The 19,299-nt window shown below is 37.4% G+C and carries 16 protein-coding genes and 1 pseudogene; 14 read left to right on the forward strand and 3 right to left on the reverse strand.

Annotated features, from left to right (window positions below; all coding sequences use genetic code 11):
* Positions 1–295 precede the first annotated feature (295 nt).
* From hrpA to AC1M89_RS05340, 4 genes are all read left to right on the forward strand, one after another.
* On the forward strand, positions 296–4,183 hold the full coding sequence (gene hrpA, locus AC1M89_RS05325; protein WP_481592455.1) for an ATP-dependent RNA helicase HrpA: 3,888 nt from the start codon (positions 296–298) through the stop codon (positions 4,181–4,183).
* A 47-nt stretch (positions 4,184–4,230) separates the two neighbouring features.
* Complete coding sequence (locus AC1M89_RS05330) at positions 4,231–5,346, forward strand: beta-ketoacyl-ACP synthase III (RefSeq protein WP_481590326.1); 1,116 nt, start codon at positions 4,231–4,233, stop codon at positions 5,344–5,346.
* A 19-nt stretch (positions 5,347–5,365) separates the two neighbouring features.
* Positions 5,366–6,136 carry a lysophospholipid acyltransferase family protein gene (locus AC1M89_RS05335; protein WP_092768833.1) on the forward strand — a complete coding sequence of 257 codons (771 nt, stop codon included), beginning with the start codon at positions 5,366–5,368 and terminating at the stop codon, positions 6,134–6,136.
* A gap of 469 nt (positions 6,137–6,605) precedes the next feature.
* Positions 6,606–7,433: an SDR family oxidoreductase gene (locus AC1M89_RS05340; protein ID WP_481614014.1), complete on the forward strand. Its 828-nt coding sequence runs from the start codon at positions 6,606–6,608 to the stop codon at positions 7,431–7,433.
* Between the two features lie 45 nt (positions 7,434–7,478).
* Here the strand turns inward: AC1M89_RS05340 and AC1M89_RS05345 are convergent, their stop codons facing one another.
* On the reverse strand, positions 7,479–8,291 hold the full coding sequence (locus tag AC1M89_RS05345; RefSeq protein WP_180028996.1) for a M48 family metallopeptidase: 813 nt from the start codon (positions 8,289–8,291) through the stop codon (positions 7,479–7,481).
* A 1,110-nt stretch (positions 8,292–9,401) separates the two neighbouring features.
* Here AC1M89_RS05345 and dsbD point away from each other — a divergent pair.
* The 3 genes and pseudogenes from dsbD to dsbG form a co-directional block, all read left to right on the forward strand.
* Positions 9,402–11,363: a protein-disulfide reductase DsbD gene (gene dsbD / locus AC1M89_RS05350; RefSeq protein ID WP_481614015.1), complete on the forward strand. Its 1,962-nt coding sequence runs from the start codon at positions 9,402–9,404 to the stop codon at positions 11,361–11,363.
* Positions 11,363–12,208 (forward strand): prolipoprotein diacylglyceryl transferase family protein, encoded by an 846-nt coding sequence (locus AC1M89_RS05355; protein ID WP_481614016.1) that lies wholly within the window; start codon positions 11,363–11,365, stop codon positions 12,206–12,208. Before dsbD ends, AC1M89_RS05355 begins: the two co-directional genes overlap by 1 nt.
* A 98-nt stretch (positions 12,209–12,306) precedes the next feature.
* Positions 12,307–12,960 (forward strand): annotated as a pseudogene (dsbG, locus tag AC1M89_RS05360) (thiol:disulfide interchange protein DsbG); the annotation flags it as partial.
* 117 nt (positions 12,961–13,077) lie between these two features.
* Here dsbG and AC1M89_RS05365 read toward each other — a convergent pair.
* On the reverse strand, positions 13,078–13,395 hold the full coding sequence (locus AC1M89_RS05365; RefSeq protein WP_481593421.1) for a metalloregulator ArsR/SmtB family transcription factor: 318 nt from the start codon (positions 13,393–13,395) through the stop codon (positions 13,078–13,080).
* A 102-nt stretch (positions 13,396–13,497) separates the two neighbouring features.
* Between AC1M89_RS05365 and AC1M89_RS05370 the strand changes: the two genes are divergently transcribed.
* The 7 genes from AC1M89_RS05370 to AC1M89_RS05400 all read left to right on the forward strand — a co-directional run bounded on the left by AC1M89_RS05370 (position 13,498) and on the right by AC1M89_RS05400 (position 18,640).
* On the forward strand, positions 13,498–13,914 hold the full coding sequence (locus AC1M89_RS05370; RefSeq protein WP_481614017.1) for a YeeE/YedE family protein: 417 nt from the start codon (positions 13,498–13,500) through the stop codon (positions 13,912–13,914).
* Positions 13,915–14,331 (forward strand): DUF6691 family protein, encoded by a 417-nt coding sequence (locus tag AC1M89_RS05375; RefSeq protein ID WP_179997938.1) that lies wholly within the window; start codon positions 13,915–13,917, stop codon positions 14,329–14,331. It begins immediately after the preceding gene.
* A gap of 14 nt (positions 14,332–14,345) precedes the next feature.
* Entirely contained in the window at positions 14,346–15,239 is an 894-nt protein-coding gene (locus AC1M89_RS05380; RefSeq protein WP_481614024.1) for an MBL fold metallo-hydrolase, read from the forward strand.
* A gap of 185 nt (positions 15,240–15,424) precedes the next feature.
* Positions 15,425–15,838, forward strand: coding sequence for a DUF2946 domain-containing protein (locus tag AC1M89_RS05385; RefSeq protein WP_481614018.1), 414 nt, complete (start codon positions 15,425–15,427; stop codon positions 15,836–15,838).
* A gap of 236 nt (positions 15,839–16,074) precedes the next feature.
* Positions 16,075–17,520 carry a cytochrome ubiquinol oxidase subunit I gene (locus AC1M89_RS05390; protein WP_481597334.1) on the forward strand — a complete coding sequence of 482 codons (1,446 nt, stop codon included), beginning with the start codon at positions 16,075–16,077 and terminating at the stop codon, positions 17,518–17,520.
* Positions 17,517–18,521, forward strand: a complete 1,005-nt coding sequence (cydB, locus tag AC1M89_RS05395; RefSeq protein ID WP_481614019.1) for a cytochrome d ubiquinol oxidase subunit II — start codon at positions 17,517–17,519, stop codon at positions 18,519–18,521. Before AC1M89_RS05390 ends, cydB begins: the two co-directional genes overlap by 4 nt.
* Positions 18,522–18,532: 11 nt before the next feature.
* Positions 18,533–18,640 carry a DUF2474 family protein gene (locus AC1M89_RS05400; protein ID WP_155757002.1) on the forward strand — a complete coding sequence of 36 codons (108 nt, stop codon included), beginning with the start codon at positions 18,533–18,535 and terminating at the stop codon, positions 18,638–18,640.
* Positions 18,641–19,057: 417 nt separating this feature from the next.
* On the opposite strand, the gene AC1M89_RS05405 is transcribed toward AC1M89_RS05400, so the two are convergent.
* The coding region (locus AC1M89_RS05405; protein ID WP_481614020.1) for an alpha/beta fold hydrolase at positions 19,058–19,299 on the reverse strand (242 nt) is incomplete at its 5' end.

A 19,299-nucleotide genomic window follows, 5' to 3' on the forward strand; every position in this document is an offset into this window, starting at 1 on the left:
ACACTGAAGTGAAAATTCAAGGGTAAATATTAAAAAAAACATCATTATTTTGGATTTAGTTTTTCAAAAATATAAAAAGCCACATGAAAATTTCAAAAATTGTATGAATTGTCACATAACGCGGCTGACTTGTTTCTATTTCAACATAAGATCATTTTAAGCTTTATATTCTCATTTAATCTAAAAAAATAGTCCGATTCAGATTTGGGATAATCTTTGAAAATGAGTAGAATAAAGCGTTTCGTAATTGGTATAGGGCTAAAACTTGGCGACGATAGGGTTAAATGTAGAACAAATGGTGATGGCACGAGATCTTCATCGTTTAAATCGACTACGCAAAGGAAAAGATGCCAATGAAAAGCAATATCAAGAACTTTTTGAAAAATCAAATTTAAAAGTACAACAACGTATTCAACGCATTCCTAATATCAAACTTAATCAAGATTTACCTGTTACCCAATATGCAGACAAATTGATTGAGGCCATTCAAAAGCATCAGGTCATTATTGTTGCCGGTGAAACAGGTTCAGGTAAAACAACTCAGCTTCCTCAGATAGCCATGCTTGCGGGGCGTGGTTTAACAGGGTTAATTGGTCATACCCAGCCACGACGATTAGCTGCGCGCAGTGTATCGCAACGTATTGCAGAAGAGGTGGGTGAAAAACTCGGTGAGTCTATTTCATTTAAAGTAAGGTTTAACGAACAGGGTTCACAGGACTCTATCGTTCGTTTAATGACAGATGGTATTTTGCTGGCTGAATTGGCTCATGATCGTTTCTTAACCAAATATGACACCATTATTATTGATGAAGCACATGAGCGCTCGCTCAATATTGACTTCATCATGGGCTATTTAAAACAGCTCTTGCCACGTCGTAAAGATCTTAAAGTCATCATCACATCTGCAACTTTAGACGTTAATCGTTTTTCAAGTTACTTCAATAACGCACCGATCTTTGAGGTTGAAGGTCGTAGTTTTCCTGTAGAAGTGCGTTATCGTCCGATCTCTGAAATGAGTATTGTAGGGAGTGATGATGATGAGTTTGATGACTTTGAAGAAAACCTACCGCGCGCAGTAGTATCAGCTGTTGAAGAATGTTTCAAAGATGCACAGGAAAAAGGTCATCCTGAACACGCAGATATTTTGATTTTTGCCAGTACGGAACAAGAGATTCGTGAGCTACAGGAAACTTTAATCAAACATGGACCTCGTCATACAGAAGTTCTACCTTTGTATGCGAGACTAGCGTTATCTGAACAACAAAAGATTTTTAATCCTGCAGGTGGTGGACGGCGTATCATTATTGCCACCAACGTTGCGGAAACTGCATTGACCGTTCCAAACATACGTTACGTCATTGATAGTGGTTTTGCACGTATCTCTCGTTATAACTACCGTTCGCGTGTTCAGCGTTTACCGATTGAAGCGATTTCTCAAGCAGCAGCCAATCAGCGTAAAGGTCGTTGTGGTCGTATTGCACCGGGTGTGTGTATTCGACTGTATTCAGAAGAAGACTTTTTAAGTCGTCCCGAATTTACTGAACCTGAAATCAAACGTACTAATTTGGCATCTGTTATTTTGCAGATGCAGAGTTTAGGTCTTGGAACACTCGAAGATTTTGACTTTATTGAACCGCCTGATCATCGTCTCGTCAATGATGGTCGTAAACTGCTGATTGAACTCGGGGCGATGACGGAAAAGAGTAATCCTTCTCTTGCGGCTAAAACAGCCTCATATTTAGATAAAGGTGGACTTCAAGGCAAAGGCGATTCTCTCACCAAAATTGGTCAACAAATGGCAAAAATGCCAATTGATCCAAGACTCGCACGTATGATTTTGGGGGGTGCTCATTTTGGGGCACTCAATGAAGTATTGATTATCGTGGCTGCGTTAGCTGTTCAGGATCCAAGAGAGCGTCCTGCTGATAAACAAATGCAAGCGGATCAGAAGCACGCCTTATTTCGTGAAGCCGACTCTGACTTTCTGTTCTATCTCAAATTATGGGATGCGTTGGTTGCAAATCGGGAGATGAGTGAAAATAAGCGTCGAACATTTGCACGTAATCATTTCTTGAGTTGGCTACGCTTGAGAGAATGGAAAAAAACACATGAGCAACTGGTTGATCTTGCTCAAGGCTTAAAGCTTTCTTTTAATGAAAAGAAAACCAGTTACGAAAATCTTCACAGAGCTTTACTCACGGGACTATTGTCATTCATTGCAAATAAAACAGATGAACGCAATGTATTCATGGCAGTGCGTCAACAAAAGGCACGTATATTTCCTGCATCAACCTTACATAAAACCAATACACCATGGGTCATGGCATTTGAGATGGTAGAAACCTCTCAGGTGTATTTACGAACACTGGCAAAAATTGAGCCTGAGTGGATTTTGCTAGCTGCACGTGATTTAGTGAAACATCATTACTTTGAACCGCATTGGTCGAAAAAAGCAGGTGTAGTTAACGCATATGATCAAATTTCACTGTTTGGTTTGATTATTGAACCTAAGCGTCAAATCAATTATGAAAAGGTCGATCAAACTGCGGCGCATGAAATTTTCCTTCGCGATGCTTTAACGACGGGTCATCTGGGGATTACACCACCATTTTTAAAACATAACTTGCTTAAACTAGAAGAAGTTGAGCGAGTTGAAGACAAATTGCGTCGTCGTGATTTGGTGGTAGACGAAGAGACGATTTATCAGTTTTATGCAGCAAAAGTGCCTGAAGATGTAGCGAGTCGGCGTAGTTTTGAAGATTGGCGTGCAACAGTTGAGCCTCAAAATCCACGTTATTTGTTCATCGATGACGATGCTTTGTGGCTTAACGATCGTCCAACCACCCAACAGTTCCCTGATTACTTACGTAATGGGGACCTTCGTTTAGCGGCAAGTTATCGATTTGACCCAAGTCATGATGAAGATGGTGCGACGGTCAAGATTCCACTACAGGCCCTGCCACAAGTAGATGAAAACTTATGGTCATGGGGCATTCCAGGTTGGCGTCTTGATTTGATTGAAGCACTATTAAAAGCTCTTCCAAAAGATAAGCGTCGTGGCTTGGTACCTATACCAGATACTGCGCGTAAACTGATGTCCAAAATAGATGCGCAAGATTTACAAAAGCATATTTTTAGTTTTTTAGCTTTTCAATTGAGAGGCGAACAGATCACTGAAAAAGATTTTAATGTAGATCGAATTGAACAATATCTTTTACCGCTCATTAAAGTCATCGATGAAAAAGGACGAGTGATTGAGCAAGGTCGCGATTTATCTGAATTAAAAGCACGCTGTCGTACTGAAACGCATAGTCCAGTCAAGCAGTTAAAAGGTGAGTATCAAACTTTCCCTGAGCATTTTGTGTTTGAAGCATCGCAAAAAGTCACAGGTGTCGTCGTCAAACAATATCAAGCACTTGTACCAAGCAAGGAATTTTCTAAGCTTGAGCAAAAGGATGAGTCAGGTGTTGTCATTCAAACGTTTAATGATCAGCACGAAGCAATACGCCATCATCGTGCTGGTATTATTCGCCTGATTCATATGCAGCTAGGTGATTTGATTCGACAGCTTAAAAAACAAATCTCTAAACCACTCGCATTAGCCTATTCCCCTTTGGGTGATAAAGCTCAGTTAGAACAAATGTTAGTTTACGCAACATTGCAAATGGCTTTAGAGAAAGAGCCTGTAGATGCGCAAGATTTCCAAACCATTTTACAAGCTGTTAAGCAGTCTTTCTTGACGCATGGTCAAAAGGTCTTGGCTGCCTTTAATGACATTTATGTACAATGGCAACAAATTCGACGCGAGTTGATGATGATTGATGCCAATGTATTTGGTAAAAATATCGATGATATTGAAGATCAACTTGATCTAATGAGTTTAGCGGATTTTGCTTATAGTAAATCTGTAGACGTGTGGATTGAATTTCCACGCTATCTTAAAGCTTTATTGATCAGGATTGATCGTTTGCCTCATAATCTCAAACGAGATGATGATGCGATTGCTCAAGTCGATCCTTGGATGGATAAATTATTTAAATATAAAAATGATCAGAAATTGAAAGAGTTATATTTTATGGTTGAAGAACTGAGAATCTCATTATTCTCTCAACCGATGAAAACCAAGATGCCAATTTCGCCAAACCGTATTCAAAAAGTATGGGAACGTCTCGGAATCAGTTAATATAGCTCTAATTTGAAATATTGAGTTACTCAAAAAAGGAGTTTTGCATGGGCATTCGTATTACAGGCACTGGCTTATTCCATCCTGAACATGTCATCACCAATGAAGAATTGGTTGAAAGTTTAAATGCTTATGTAGAAAAGTTTAATCAAGAGAATGCTGAAAAAATTGCTGCGGGCGAAATCGAAGCACGCCGTGGTTCAAGTGCAGAATTTATTGAGAAGGCTTCAGGTGTTAAAGCACGTTATGTTGTAGAGAAGGAAGGCGTATTAGATCCTAATCGTTTACGTCCAAACTTAGCAGAACGATCAGATGATGAAATTTCACTTCAAGCTGAGTGGGGTGTGATCGCTTCAAAACAAGCAATGGAAAATGCCGGTGTAACTGCTGAAGACATTGATGTTGTAATATTGGCTTGTTCAAATATGCAACGTGCATATCCTGCGGTTGCTATTGAAATTCAAACTGCATTAGGCATTCAAGGTTATGCTTATGACATGAATGTTGCTTGTTCTGCTGCAACATTTGGCTTAAAACAAGCTTATGATGCGATTAAGTCTGGTGCTCGTCGTGTGCTCTTGGTCAATGTGGAAATCACATCAGGTCATACAGATTATCGTTCACGTGATTGTCATTTCATTTTTGGTGATGTGGCGACAGCTTCAATTATCGAAGATACAGATTCTAAAACTGGATTCGAAATTTTAGATACGCAATTGTTTACGCAATTCTCTAATAACATTCGTAATAATTTTGGCTTCTTGAATCCAAGTGAAACAACCAACGCGGATGATAAACGCTTCCGTCAAGATGGTCGTAAAGTGTTTAAAGAAGTATGCCCATTGGTTGCGAAAATGATTACAAAGCAACTTGAGAAAAACCAAATCGAACCGACGAATGTTAAACGTTTCTGGTTACATCAAGCCAATGCCAGCATGAACGAGTTAATCTTAAAGCTAGTGGTGGGTAAAGCTGTTGCTGAAGCAGATCCAGACTTAGTTCCAATCATTTTAGACGAGTTTGCAAACACTTCTTCAGCTGGGGTCATCATTGCGTTACACCGAACTGCAGATCAAGTGAATGATGGTGAATACGGTGTATTATGTTCATTTGGTGCGGGTTATTCTGTTGGTTCGATACTGGTTCAGAAGCGAGTAGCTTAATTAGATAAAGAGATGTTCAATGGAAAATAAAGCATTGCAAATCCAACACCATTCTAAAATGATCCGATATGGTAGTTTGTTGCAACGTTTTTATTTTAAACCGACCTTTCTTGGTGTTGAACATCTCAATGCTGATCGACCTGCCATGTATGTGGGTAATCATACAATTTATGGCGTATTTGATACGCCAATATTGATTGATTATCTATATACAGAGCACAAAATTAAAATTGTGAGTTTAGGTGATCACATTCATTTCAAAATACCGTATTGGAAAGATATGGTTCATAAAATGGGTGCAATTGAGGGTCTAAGAGAATACGCCAGAGATGCAATGCAACAAGGATACTCTATCCTAGTGTTTCCAGGTGGTGGGCGTGAGGTAGTAAAGCGCAAAGGGGAAGAATATCAACTCATATGGAAAGAGCGCTACGGATTCTTAAAGTTAGCTCAAGAATTTGACTACGACATTGCACCTTTTGTAGCTGTAGGTGGTGATGAAGTATTCGATTTGGCACTTGATGCCAATTATTTGCTTGAAAAAAAGTGGTTTAAAAAGCTTTTAGCTGTTCCTAAAATTGGAAAATTACTCCGTCAAGGTGATGTCTTGCCTTCAATACCCAAAAATATTATTCCTAAAAGAGTCCCATTCTATTTCAAATTTTTACCACGACAATCAATCTCAAATATCAAAACAGAACAGGATTTGATTGAATTCAGAGATCAATTGCAGCAAACGATTTACGAAAATATTGCATCAACGCAGTTGATACGAGATAGACAAGATTAAATCCTAGAAAATTATACTTGTTAATCTAATTATATTGTTGATTATAAAAATATTTTTAAAATAATATTAAAAAAATAAATTAGTGCTTTCTATTTTATATCAATTAGGTATATTATTTTAATGTAAATATTCAGTTTACTAAGCCCAAAGATTGTACTCCTCCTTGGGCTTTTTTTTATCTCAGAATAATAATAGTCGTATGAGCGCGATTTTCACTTTTTTAAATTCACACAAAATAAGATTGAAAATCAAAGGTGAATTTTTGGCACAAAATGCAACTATAGTTGGTTTTTTAAAAATTAATAAAAACAGAATGTTATTTAAATTTTTTAGCATGCTATCAAAACAATTCTAATTTTGTAATTGCAAAATGTATGCTTCTACGACTTAGAGGTTCATAAAGAAATTTTGCATAAGTGCTTTTTTTTTGTACATTGAAAACTCAAAAACAAAATAACACAGAGGGATTATGACACTACAAGGAAAAACACTGTTCATTACAGGTGCAAGCAGAGGTATCGGTCGTGAGATTGCACTTAAAGCTGCAAAAGATGGTGCAAATATTGTGGTTGCTGCAAAAACGAGCACTGAACATTCGAAACTCAGTGGTACGATTCATTCTGTTGCAAAAGAAATAGAAGCAGCTGGTGGGAGAGCATTAGCGATCCAACTTGATGTACGAGATCAAGATGCTGTCGCAGCCGCAATGAAACAGGCTGCTGAACATTTTGGTGGGATAGATGTCCTCATTAATAATGCTGGTGCGATTAATTTGAGTGGGGTTGAAACGCTTGATCCAAATCGTTTTGATCTTATGTATCAAGTTAATACTCGCGCCGTTATGGTCTGTAGTCAAGCTGCCTTGCCTTATTTAAAACAAAGTCAAAATCCACACATTCTTAGTCTCTCTCCACCTTTAAATTTAAAAGAAACGTGGTTTGCGGTTCATTCTCCTTACACCATCAGTAAATATGGCATGAGTATGTTGACCATGGGAATGAATCAAGAATTCGAACGTTATGGAATAAGTGTTAATGCCTTGTGGCCTAGAACCATTATTGCAACTGCAGCGATAGAATTTTCTCTCGGTGGACGTGAGTTATTTAGCAAGGCTCGGAAACCGGCAATCATGGCTGATGCAGCGTATGCAATCTTGACGAGTGAGAAACGTTCGATCACGGGTCGTATGATGATCGATGAAGAGATATTAAGAGAGACAGGTGAAACTGATTTCGAAAAATATCGAGTTGAGCCCTCAGATGAGGAATTGATGGTCGATTTATTTGTTGATCCATAAATGAGAAAGCCCAACATAGCGTTGGGCTTTATTATTTATACTAAATTATCGTAATGCAGTAAGGTTGACATCCTTTTGATACATCTCGATCTGCATGACTTGTTCAGTTAAGAATGCTTTACGTTGGTCATTGCTCGGATGACTTGCAAACAAAGTTGATTGATCTTTATTCATTTTACGTTTGTTGAGATTTGCTTCGAATTTATCCCAAAATGAGAGTGCTGCATTGTGATTGTAGCCCGCTCTCACCATCAAATCTAAACCAATCAAATCAGCTTCTTCTTCTAGATGACGGCGATGAGACATATTGGTTTGATTACCAGATAAACCACTTGCAAGCCCGATGGCAGCCCCAGTTCCCATGGTTGCACCCATTAGACCTAAATTCATTGCTGCGAAACGAGAAGCCTTTTCACGACTATGATTACGGATAATGTGTGCCATTTCATGCGCAATTAGAGTGGCTAATTCATCATCTGATAAGTTTTCAAACATATATACAGCCGAATTAACAACAATTTGCCCACTTTGAAAGGATTGGGCATTAGGTTTGCTACTGAGCACACCGTTAATTCGCCATTGAATTGGTTGACGACCTTCACGTAAATATTGATTAGCATGTGGGATTAAACGTGCCAAAATTTGATTTAAGCGTGGATCTTCAAGATATAAAGACTTAGTCTTCGCTTTCTTTTCAAATTTATTATAGCTACGATTTGAAATTTTATTCCAAGCTGATTCCGGAATAATCATGAGTTGTTTGCGTTCGGAAGCTACAGTGCCTAATGATGTGGTTGAAACACAGCCAGTCGAGATTAATGCAATTGAACTTATAATACCAAACGCGAAGGATTTCATAATTACACCTTAATGATGGGATATTATTTGAGATCTAGCTTGGTTTTTAATAGCTAGATTTCGTGTTTAATTATTGTTCAATATTTAGATTAATTAAACAAACATTATTTTAATTATTAATTTGAACGAATTAATATCATGGTGGTTATAATGAGATTTGAGTCACAATAATATTTTTTTATTTGTTATTTTATTATTTAGATAAATTATTTTATTTATATATATTTTGTATTTTATTATATTTTTATTATATTATTTGTGATTAGATTAATATTTATTAAAATTAATAGTATATATAAATCAGTAATTTATGTTTTATTATTGTTTTTTTAAATATTTAAGTGTGATTCTGTTTTTGAATTTAATTTAATATGAGAATAAATTCTCACTATTTTAGTAGAATGTTGATAAATAACTCATAACGAAATATTTTGGAAATTCATTCAAAGCTATTAAAAGTTAATTCTTATATTGTGAAGTTTTTCTTACATTGAGTTGGTGTATATTGTGATTTAATTCTCAAATATTATTGTTGGGTATTTTAATTAAATTTGGGTGGACTAATTATGTGATTTATAACCACGAATTTTTTTGATCACAGTGTTATAAGGCCTGTTTGATTTTTGATAAGGTCTGAGCATCATTAATATGCGCATGCTGCTTATCCTAGCCAATCGATACAACAGAACACTTTAAAATAAATTCATCTAAACTTATTTTGTCTTCAGTCAATATGAGTGTATTAATTCGCTCAATTTTAAAGGTGTTTAACCTGAACTTGAGTTTTCAGTACTCGTCATTCAATCTCATCTTATTTTCAAAGAAAGATTAATCTTATTGTGGAGTGCTTGGTAAACCAAATGAGGGTTTCTTTCGTGGTTCGAGTAAAGTCTCAATCACAAACGGTGTGCCAAGGTGATCAACAGAAATATTTAAAGAATTCCAACGGAATAATGAGATTTTTTGCGATATAAAGTTCATGTTAGGGCGAGTACAAATGTATGAGCGATCTCGAGTGACGATTGGCGTTGAAGCGGCATTTGTTTTATCACGCTTTCTTAATTCATTCTTTGAACTTTGAACGACTAGACAGGAACTGATACAGTCAATATGAATAAGTGGTTTAAGGGTAGTTTATTGCTTGGTTCTTTGGTGAGTAGTTTTGCATTTGCAGATTTTCTACCACCAAATCAAGCATTTCAATTTGAGGCAGTATCAGTCAGTCATCATCAAGCTGAACTAAAATGGAAGATCGCAGATGGTTACTATCTCTATCATGATCAAATCAAAGTTTCAGACATTCAAGGTCCTGTAAAGTTATCTCTACCACGCCCAAAAGAGAAAGATGATCCAAACTTTGGTATGACCCAAGTGCATTATCAGGATGTAATCAGCAATATTCCAGTTAAACCAAATCAAGAATTTAAGATTCAATGGCAAGGATGTGCTGAAAGTGGTTTATGTTATCCGATTCAAAGAACAACGATAACAACTGACAGCACAGGTTTATTCCCAGCGCAGCAAACTACACAAGCTAAGAAAGTTTTAAATCTCAATGAAATTTCAGCGGCATCTAATGGAGTAGTAAATACTCGAGATGCACAAGAAAATGCTTCACCAAAAACAGAAACACAACTCATTTCAAAGGATAATAATACAGTCGCAGATCGTAAAAAATTTAACGCTACTGCGCTTGAGCTAGATAAAACCGAATTTGGGGAAAATAATTTAATCAGTGAGGATCAATCCACGCTAGATGCAAATTTATCTAAAGAAAATCTGAACAGGCCAGCCAGCTTTTCGAGTGTATGGAACAACGATCAATTTTTTTTAAATTTGCTCTCTCAACAAAGTGTATGGCTTAATTTATTGGTGTTTTTAGGACTTGGAATATTGTTGGCATTCTTGCCTTGTTCATTGCCCTTAATTCCGATTTTATCAGGCATTCTTGTGCAAAATCACAGAGGTTATCGTGCCGCGATAATAGCTTTTATTTTTGTCACAGGGATGGCTATCGTTTATGCGTTAATGGGATTCGTTGTTTCTCAACTGGGCTATAGTTTTCAGCGTTGGTTTCAAAGTCCGATCTTCATCAGTATTTTTAGTCTCCTGTTTATTATTTTTGCCCTTAATCTTTTTGGTGCATTTCAAATCTCTTTACCTCAAGGAATGTTACAACGCTTAGATCTTTGGCAACAAAAACAAAAAGGCGGAACATTGATCGGTGCAGGACTCATGGGGATGATTTCTGCACTGATAGTTGGACCCTGCATGAGTGCTCCGTTGGCTGGAGCATTGATATTTGTCTCACAGATGAACCAACCTTTATTAGGGGCGACTTATCTTTTTGTTTTGGGCATTGGGATTGGTTTGCCGCTTTTTATTGCGGCAGTTTTCGGTACGCATTTTTTACCTAAACCTGGGGTATGGATGGATCGACTCAAGGTCTGTTTTGGTTTCGTGATGTTGCTTGTGGCCATTTATTTTGCACGGCCACTTATCCCAACCAGTATTTATCAAATTCTGATGGGTCTTTTACTTCTTGGATTCGCTGTATATTTACTCTGGAAAATGCGACCTTATGTCGAAAAAATAGTGGTTAAAAGCATCATCATATTACTCAGTCTTGGCATGATGTTTTTAGGAGTGAATTATGTGCAGCAAGGGTATACGCACTCGCTTGTAACGCAGGCCAAAACATTACATACATGGCATAAAGTCAACTCTGCCGCGCAGCTTTCAAATGTTTTGAACGCAAATCAAGGTAAAGCCGTAGTAATTGATGTTTACGCAGATTGGTGTGTTGCATGTCAACCGATAGAAAAAGAGGTACTTCCGCGTGAAGATGTTCAAGCCAAACTCAATGAGTTGGTTTTAATTAAATTAGATCTCACTCATTTTGAACCAAGCCAAGATGAACTGTTAAAAAAATGGCAAATTTTAGGTCCGCCAACATTTATTTTTTTAAACACGCAACATGATGAAATACGTGATCTGCGCTTGACTGGCACTTTTACTGCAACACAGTTATTAAATCGATTGCAGGAACAATCTGTCGGGATGGTTCAGTAATGATTTCATTTGATGGGATTCAACTTGGATCACTCATGTTTCCATGGGTTTTATTGATTCTATTCAGTGGGATACTGTTCATCAGTATCTTGATCAATGTTTTAGGTCATCACTATAAATGGACAGATACCCAAGTCAAAATCAGTAAAGATTCAGTGTGGACAAGCATCATTATTGGAGCAGTTGCCGCTAGAGTCATCTTTGTTATGTTCTATTGGGAGATTTATATTGAAAATCCTTTAGATATACTCAAAATCCAAGATAAAGGATTTAGCTTATGGAGTGGATTATTCTTCGGTGGGCTAAGCTATATCATTCTCAATCGAAGCTTACGAACAAAAATGAAGATCATTTTAGTTGGGGTGTTTTTATTTTGGGTAGCGATTGGCGTAATGATAAAAACTCAATACAAGGTTGAAAGTTTTTATCCTGATCTAAGTTTTCAGATACTCCCAACTGATCATAGTGAAAATAAGAATGAAGGGTATTTCACAGATTTTTTGGGTCAGCCTACAGTCGTTAATTTGTGGGCGAGTTGGTGCCCGCCATGTCATAGAGAGATGCTAATACTTTTTCAAGCACAAAAGGCTCATCCCAATATTCATTTTGTGATGCTCAATCAAGGTGAAGATATCACAACGGTTCAAAACTATTTACAAAAACACAGCTTCAACTTTAAAAATGTCAGACTTGATGTAAATGGGGAAATGCCCAAGCAGAGCAATAGTTTTGGCTTGCCAACTACATTGTTTTACGATGAAAAAGGTAAATTGGTGGATAGACATATGGGTGAGTTAAGCGCTGCAAAATTGCAAGAATATTTAATTAAAATGACAGCCGAGTAGAGCTAAAGGTTATGAAAGATATAAATAAATTAATATTGTTGTCTAGCGTATTTTTAATAAGTAGCGTCAGTTATGCGGATTAAAAAAAGCAGATTTCAGCAGAGGGCTTTGAGTTTGTAAAAGAAATTCCAGCACCAGCAGGTATGACAGGATGGGCAGGGCATATGAACCAACATCCAGGCACGGTTTTTATTTCTAATGATCAGAAATATTACATTATGGGTGATTTATATAATGCTCAAGGTGAAAATATTTCTATTGAAGCATTAAATACACATGTCAAAGACGCCGTATTAGATGATGTATGGAAGAGCATTGAAAAGTCGACTTAGATTCAAGATGGTGAAAATACAGCAGCACGCGTTGTTTATGTATTTTCAGATCCTAACTGCCCATATTGCCATCAATTTTGGGAAGCTGCACGACCATGGGTAAACTCGGGAAAAGTTCAACTTCGACATATACAAGTTGGTGTAATTCGAGAAGAAAGTCGAGGGCAGATTGCCACCATACTTAACTCAAGTGATCCTGCTAAAGTATTTAATGACTACAATAAAAAGAAAGGTAAAGAGCGATTAGTTGTTACGCAAAATATATCAAAATCTTTACATGAAAAAATCGACTATAACGAGTCACTTATGGATAAATATGGATTTTTTTCCACGCCAGCTATGGTATGGAAAAATCAACAAGGAGAGTTCAAGTCTATGCAAGGAATGGCAAAAGACTTGCAAGAAGTTTTTGAAAAATAGAATTTTTTGGTCTTTAGAACTCTTGAATACAAAACTTTAAAATTTAATACATGGTCATTTACATGGAGAATATGATCGTATTTGAGTCTCATATCCACAACTGAAAGAATTGCAAGATTATGAAGTAGGATCGCAATATAAGCTATAAAGCGTTTGCATAATGGTGAGGACTTTAGGATCACTCACTTGATAAAAAATTTGTTTACCTTCACGACGAGTCACCACCATTTCAGCTTTACGTAATACGGTTAACTGTTGTGAAAGCGTGGGTTGAAAAATTTGAGTTCGATTCTCAATTTCCTGAACGTTCAATTCACCATCTACTAAAATACAAAGTATCTTTAAGCGATCAGGATTCGACAGGACTTTAAGTCGATCGCTGACTTGATCAACTTGTGAAAAATCCATTTGATTGAATTCAACATCAGACGGCATTGGATGTTCCTTTGAAACAGAAGGATGCGTATGTTAAAGCATCTTGATTATTTTTCAAAATTATATAATATAAAAAAATATATTGTAAATAAGTAAATTGTTATGCATGATTTTGTGATTGCTTTTTTAGGTGGAGCACTACTCGGTTTATCTGTGGTTGGATACTTATACGTGAATGGTCGAATAGCAGGGATTAGTGGTTTAATCGGTCAAGTACTAAATCCGCATAAAGTTTTCAAAACACCAGCATTGTGGTTTTTAATGGGTCTCATCATCACACCGTTTATCTATGGTATTTGGGTTCAGCCTGAAATTGAACTCGAAGAAAGTCCATTCATGATGATCATGGCAGGTATTTTAGTTGGATTTGGAACACGTTTAGGTTCTGGCTGTACAAGTGGGCATGGCATTTGTGGTTTAAGTAGATTGTCCAAAAGATCTATTGTGGCAACACTAAGTTTTATGCTGACAGGCTTTATAACGGTTTATTTAATTCGACATGTCACAGGAGCATTCTAAATGAAAAACCTTTTTGCTTTTTTGTTTGGTTCACTTTTTTCCGTGGGGCTCATGTTATCTGGAATGTCGAACCCTGAAAAAGTTCTTAATTTTCTTGATTTATTCGGTGAGTGGGATGCAAGTTTGGCATTTGTCATGATGGGTGCCATTGTCGTGGCATTCATACCCTTTCAGATCGTAACCAGAAGTGAAAAACCTTTAACTCTATTCAATGAGACTATTGATCTACCAAAGAGCAATCAGCTTGATAACAAGCTCATTATAGGTGCTAGCTTGTTTGGGATAGGCTGGGGCATCGCAGGTATCTGTCCAGCACCAGGATTAACATTGATTGGTTTAGGGCATTATCAATCACTCTATTTTGTGATTGCGATGTTGATAGGAGTTTTAATTCACCGTAAATGGATGGGGGCATAGTTATGAAACTAGTGATGAAAGACGCCACTCAAGATCAAATCAAGCCGCTAATTAAAGATTTTTTTGATCAAAATACCAATACATTTAGTTATGTCGTGGCTGATCCTGTGACATTAAGTTGTGCCATTATCGATAGTGTTTTAGATTTTGATGCTGCTTCTGCGACAACAACGACGGAACATGCTGACCAGATTATTCAATACATACATGAACAGCATTACAAGGTTGAGTGGATTTTAGAAACACATGTGCATGCTGATCATTTGACCGCTGCGAAATATTTACAATCTAAGCTGGGTGGCAAAATTGCCATGAGTCATCATATTGGAATTGTACAAGAAACATTTGGCTCAATTTATCAATTGGATATTAAAGCAATAAATGCACAGCAACCATTCGATTATTTATTTAAAGATCATGAGTGTTTCAAAATTGGAGAAATTGAAGCCTATAACATTCCAACGCCTGGTCATACACCTGCTTGTCTTAGTTATGTGATAGGTGATGCAGTTTTCGTGGGTGATACTATATTTATGCCAGACTATGGTACAGCACGATGTGATTTTCCACGGGGCAGTGCAGCAGAATTATTTGATTCAGTTCAGAATCTTTATCAACTGCCTGATCATATGCGTGTATATCTATGTCACGATTATTTACCAGAAAATCGACACCAATATATGTGTCAAACGGATATAGGAACGCAAAAAGAATCGAATATACACATTCGAATTGATTCAAAAAAGAATGATTTTGTGGAAATGCGCAATAGCCGTGACGCAACATTGGGGATGCCAAAGCTCATTTTACCAGCCATTCAAATTAATATAAATGGTGGCAAATTTCCGCCCACTGAACACAATGGAGTGTCTTATTTGAAAATCCCTTTAAATTTTTTCAAATCTTAAAGGTTAGCTACTTTTATTATTATAAATATTATAAATACATGTTATGTAAAAAATTGAAAAATGCTTTAAATATAAGTTAAATAGGCGTATAGTTAAGTATGAAAGTTGATCAGCCTAGTCGGTTATTAACTTGATTTTTTCTATGTTTCTAAACACTCTTTATCGATAAGAGTTGAGAGGAAATTTTGCTAAGATCTAGTGGACTCATCATTGCATTTGCAACGGTGTTATTACAACTAGCGGTTTATTTACAACCGATCTTACCGGAGAAATTTCATATCGCTCCGGTATGCATGTCTATTATGCATAATTTACTTTCTCCAGAACGCCATCAGCATGTTCATGAGACTTATCTCGATCTCGTCCACCATTTAAGTGAATACGAACATCATCACGACCATAATCAAATTACTCACCAATGCCAATATTGCACTGTTTATGGAGACCTCGTCTTACCATTTGATTTTGGTGTAAAAGAAATTTTTGATCGCTTACAAGTTAAGCTGAGTTTCTACCGCAATTCTTTTTGGCACGTTTATTTTTCTCTACAGAAGCTCTATCTTCTGCCTCAAGGCCGAGCGCCACCTTTTGGACTCTAATTGATTTAAACCTTGGATCATTTTGATCTTAATCAATTTATGTAGAGTTCAATCTTATGAAAAAAATCTTTAAACAGTCTGTAGCCAACAGACGGTATTCACTCATCCTCAAAAAAGTGAATTTAAAATCGCGTGTTATCGGAGTGATACATGACATCTACAATGTAATTCTAACTGTAGTTTTAAACTCAGTGAAGAACAACATTCACCACAAAACTCAACGATAAGGTGACGTCATGGATCTAGGACTAACAGCGCTCGAATTGGCGCGTATTCAATTCGCATTCACTGTTTCATTTCACATTATCTTTCCAGCAATTTCGATTGGATTGGCAAGTTTTTTGGCTGTGCTCGAATGGCGTTGGCTTAAAACGAATGATCCTGTTTATCGAGATCTGTTTAAATTTTGGATAAAAATATTCGCACTTTCATTTGGTATGGGTGTCGTTTCAGGCGTGGTGATGAGCTATCAGTTTGGAACCAACTGGAGTGAATTTTCACGTATAGCTGGTAGTGTCACCGGACCATTGCTAACTTATGAAGTGCTCAGTGCGTTTTTCTTAGAAGCTGGTTTCCTCGGTATCATGTTGTTTGGCTGGGGGCGAGTTGGACCAAAGACGCATTTTTTTGCAACCTTAATGGTGGCAATAGGAACATGTATATCCATGTTTTGGATTCTGTCATCTAATAGCTGGATGCAAACACCTCAAGGCTTTGCATTTGAAAATGGAATAATCGTTCCCCAAGATTGGTTCGCGATTGTCTTTAACCCATCCTTTCCTTATCGATTAGCCCATATGGCACTGGCCGCTTTCTTGGTTTCAGGCTTATTGGTTGCCGCAACTGCTGCATGGCATCTACTCAAAGGACGCCGTGATACGTTAGTTAAAAAGTCATTCTCGATGGCAATGTGGATGATCCTTGCTTTAGCTCCACTACAGATGTTCGTGGGTGATTTACATGGATTGAATACCTTAGAACATCAGCCTGCTAAATTAGCTGCAATCGAAGGTCATTGGGAAACCAATAAAGATCATGGTATGCCGTTGTATCTATTTGGTATTCCAGATATGGAAGCTGAAGAAACTAAATATGCGATTGGTATTCCAAATCTGGGTAGCCTTATCATGACACATACTCTTAATGGTGAGGTTAAAGGCTTAAAAGAATTCGCTCCTGAGGATCGACCTAATTCAACCATCGTTTTTTGGAGTTTCCGAATCATGGTGGGTATGGGCATGCTCATGATCTTACTGGCTGTATTTGGTCTATGGCTACGTAAGACAGGAAAATTCTATGAGTCAAAATGGTTGCACAAGTTTGCTTTGTGGATGGGGCCTTCGGGTTTTATTGCATTGTTGGCAGGCTGGTTTACCACAGAGGTGGGACGTCAACCTTGGATTATCTATGGCGTAATGCGTACGAAAGATGCGTTATCTCCTGTCTCTGCGGAACAGGTTGGACTTACGCTAATTATTTTTGTTGTGGTGTACTGCATCGTATTTGGTATCGGTATCTTTTATATGTTGAAAATGATGGTGAAAGGACCAGAATTTATTTATTCAACACCACATTCAGATGGCGAAGTGATCCGAGCATCTAAACGCCCGATGAGTACCATTGATAATGAACAACAACTTGAAGCATCAAATAAGGTGAATGATCAGGAGAATTTGAAATGATTGATTTATCATTGATTTGGATTGTGATCATCGCACTAGGTGTGTTGATTTATGTCGTTCTTGATGGTTTTGATTTGGGAATTGGTATTTTATTTCCATTTGTGAAAGATCGCCAAGAGCGTGATGTCATGATGAATACTGTAGCACCCGTATGGGATGGCAATGAGACTTGGATGGTACTTGGTGGAGCTGGTTTATTTGCCGCTTTTCCACTGGTCTATTCGACTGTATTGTCCGCATTATATATGCCCATTACCTTAATGGTGATCGCGCTTATATTTCGTGGAGTCGCTTTTGAGTTTCGTTTTAAGGCTAATCGGACTAAAGCACTTTGGGACCAAGCATTTATTTGGGGTTCAATTTTAGCTTCATTTTTACAAGGTGTGATTTTAGGCGCTTATATTCAAGGAATACAGACCACCAATGGTGTGTTCACGGGTGGTGGTCTGGATTGGCTCACTCCATTTTCACTCTTTACAGGTTTAGGCGTTGTTGTTTTATACGCGACACTCGGTTGCGGATGGTTAATTTTTAAAACAGATGAGCGTGTACAAGATCATATGTACCGTCTGATGCCTAAGCTTATGATCGCGTTATTTCTAATATTTGGCGCTGTCAGTATTTATACTCCCCTTGTACATGACGATATTGCACAGCGTTGGTTTAGTCAGCCACAAATGTGGTATTTCAGTCCCGTACCAATACTGGTATTGATTTTCACTTTCCTAGCGCTCAGAGCTTGTAAACGTCGTCAGGAGTTTGCGCCTTTCATCTATACATTGGCTTTGGTATTTCTTGCGTATACGGGCTTCTTAATTAGTTTATGGCCGAATATCATTCCGCCAAGTGTAACGATTTGGCAAGCTGCTGCACCTGAAAGTAGTCAATTATTTGCTCTCATTGGTGCACTCATTCTAATCCCAATTATATTGTTTTATACCGCTTTATCTTATTGGGTATTTAGAGACAAGGTTCGTGTTGGTGACGAAGGTTATCACTGAGGAGAATGATAATGAAACTGAATCAAGCAGGGTGGTTTATTGTTTTATGGCTCGGTGGTTTTTTAAGTCTATTATTGATTGCTGGTCTATTTCGATTGCTCATCCAGTGGGCGTATTAATCTAAATCTTGAGACATCAACAATTAACCCATCATCTAGGTGATGGGTTTTTAATTTAAATACTAACGACTAATCGTTGTTGATCATAATTGGGTAATAGAAACTATGATATAGGCACAATTAAGCGGATTTTAGCTTCTAAAACAACGCTTTAAAAATTTACTTAAACAATTGATTTAAGATAAAATTAGAAGAATCATCTGAATCTTTGAGAATGATGAGTGAAATCGTTTCAATCACTTATGACATAACTATCGCCGTTTTAAGGAATCACGAGACTGATATTTAATTGTCGTTGTTCATGGTCTAATTACTGTGAAAAAAAAGCCAGACTGGTGGAGCAATCTGGCAAAGCGTCAAGATGAGTCACCCGTGACAAGTGATGTTTCCTGAGTTCAGGTTTGAGTTGTTCCGAACTTAAGCCTGAATAAATTCAGCCACAGCTCGGTTAAACGCCTGTGGTTGTTCAACATTCGAAATGTGCGAAGCATTAATCTCAACAAGTTGACTACCCGCAATCGCGGCTTGCATAAACTGACCATCTGCCACAGTGGTCACAGGGTCTTGTTGACCTGCAATAATCAATACAGGAATCGAAATCTGTTTGAGTTGTTCACGCACATCCGCCTTAGCCAAAGCTTCACAGCAGCTTGCATAAC

This window comes from Acinetobacter sp. ANC_7635 (genome assembly GCF_056779945.1).

Excerpts from the sequence above, each read along its gene's own strand:
- AC1M89_RS05365 (WP_481593421.1), bottom strand. The coding sequence starts at position 13,395 with ATGCCGTCTGATGTTGAATTCAATCAAATGGATTTTTCACAAGTTGAT.
- AC1M89_RS05355 (WP_481614016.1), top strand. The coding sequence starts at position 11,363 with ATGATTTCATTTGATGGGATTCAACTTGGATCACTCATGTTTCCATGG.
- AC1M89_RS05400 (WP_155757002.1), top strand. The coding sequence starts at position 18,533 with ATGAAACTGAATCAAGCAGGGTGGTTTATTGTTTTATGGCTCGGTGGT.
- AC1M89_RS05335 (WP_092768833.1), top strand. The coding sequence starts at position 5,366 with ATGGAAAATAAAGCATTGCAAATCCAACACCATTCTAAAATGATCCGA.
- AC1M89_RS05330 (WP_481590326.1), top strand. The coding sequence starts at position 4,231 with ATGGGCATTCGTATTACAGGCACTGGCTTATTCCATCCTGAACATGTC.
- AC1M89_RS05370 (WP_481614017.1), top strand. The coding sequence starts at position 13,498 with ATGCATGATTTTGTGATTGCTTTTTTAGGTGGAGCACTACTCGGTTTA.
- AC1M89_RS05390 (WP_481597334.1), top strand. The coding sequence starts at position 16,075 with ATGGATCTAGGACTAACAGCGCTCGAATTGGCGCGTATTCAATTCGCA.
- AC1M89_RS05375 (WP_179997938.1), top strand. The coding sequence starts at position 13,915 with ATGAAAAACCTTTTTGCTTTTTTGTTTGGTTCACTTTTTTCCGTGGGG.
- cydB (WP_481614019.1), top strand. The coding sequence starts at position 17,517 with ATGATTGATTTATCATTGATTTGGATTGTGATCATCGCACTAGGTGTG.
- dsbD (WP_481614015.1), top strand. The coding sequence starts at position 9,402 with ATGAATAAGTGGTTTAAGGGTAGTTTATTGCTTGGTTCTTTGGTGAGT.
- hrpA (WP_481592455.1), top strand. The coding sequence starts at position 296 with ATGGTGATGGCACGAGATCTTCATCGTTTAAATCGACTACGCAAAGGA.
- AC1M89_RS05345 (WP_180028996.1), bottom strand. The coding sequence starts at position 8,291 with ATGAAATCCTTCGCGTTTGGTATTATAAGTTCAATTGCATTAATCTCG.
- AC1M89_RS05340 (WP_481614014.1), top strand. The coding sequence starts at position 6,606 with ATGACACTACAAGGAAAAACACTGTTCATTACAGGTGCAAGCAGAGGT.
- AC1M89_RS05380 (WP_481614024.1), top strand. The coding sequence starts at position 14,346 with ATGAAAGACGCCACTCAAGATCAAATCAAGCCGCTAATTAAAGATTTT.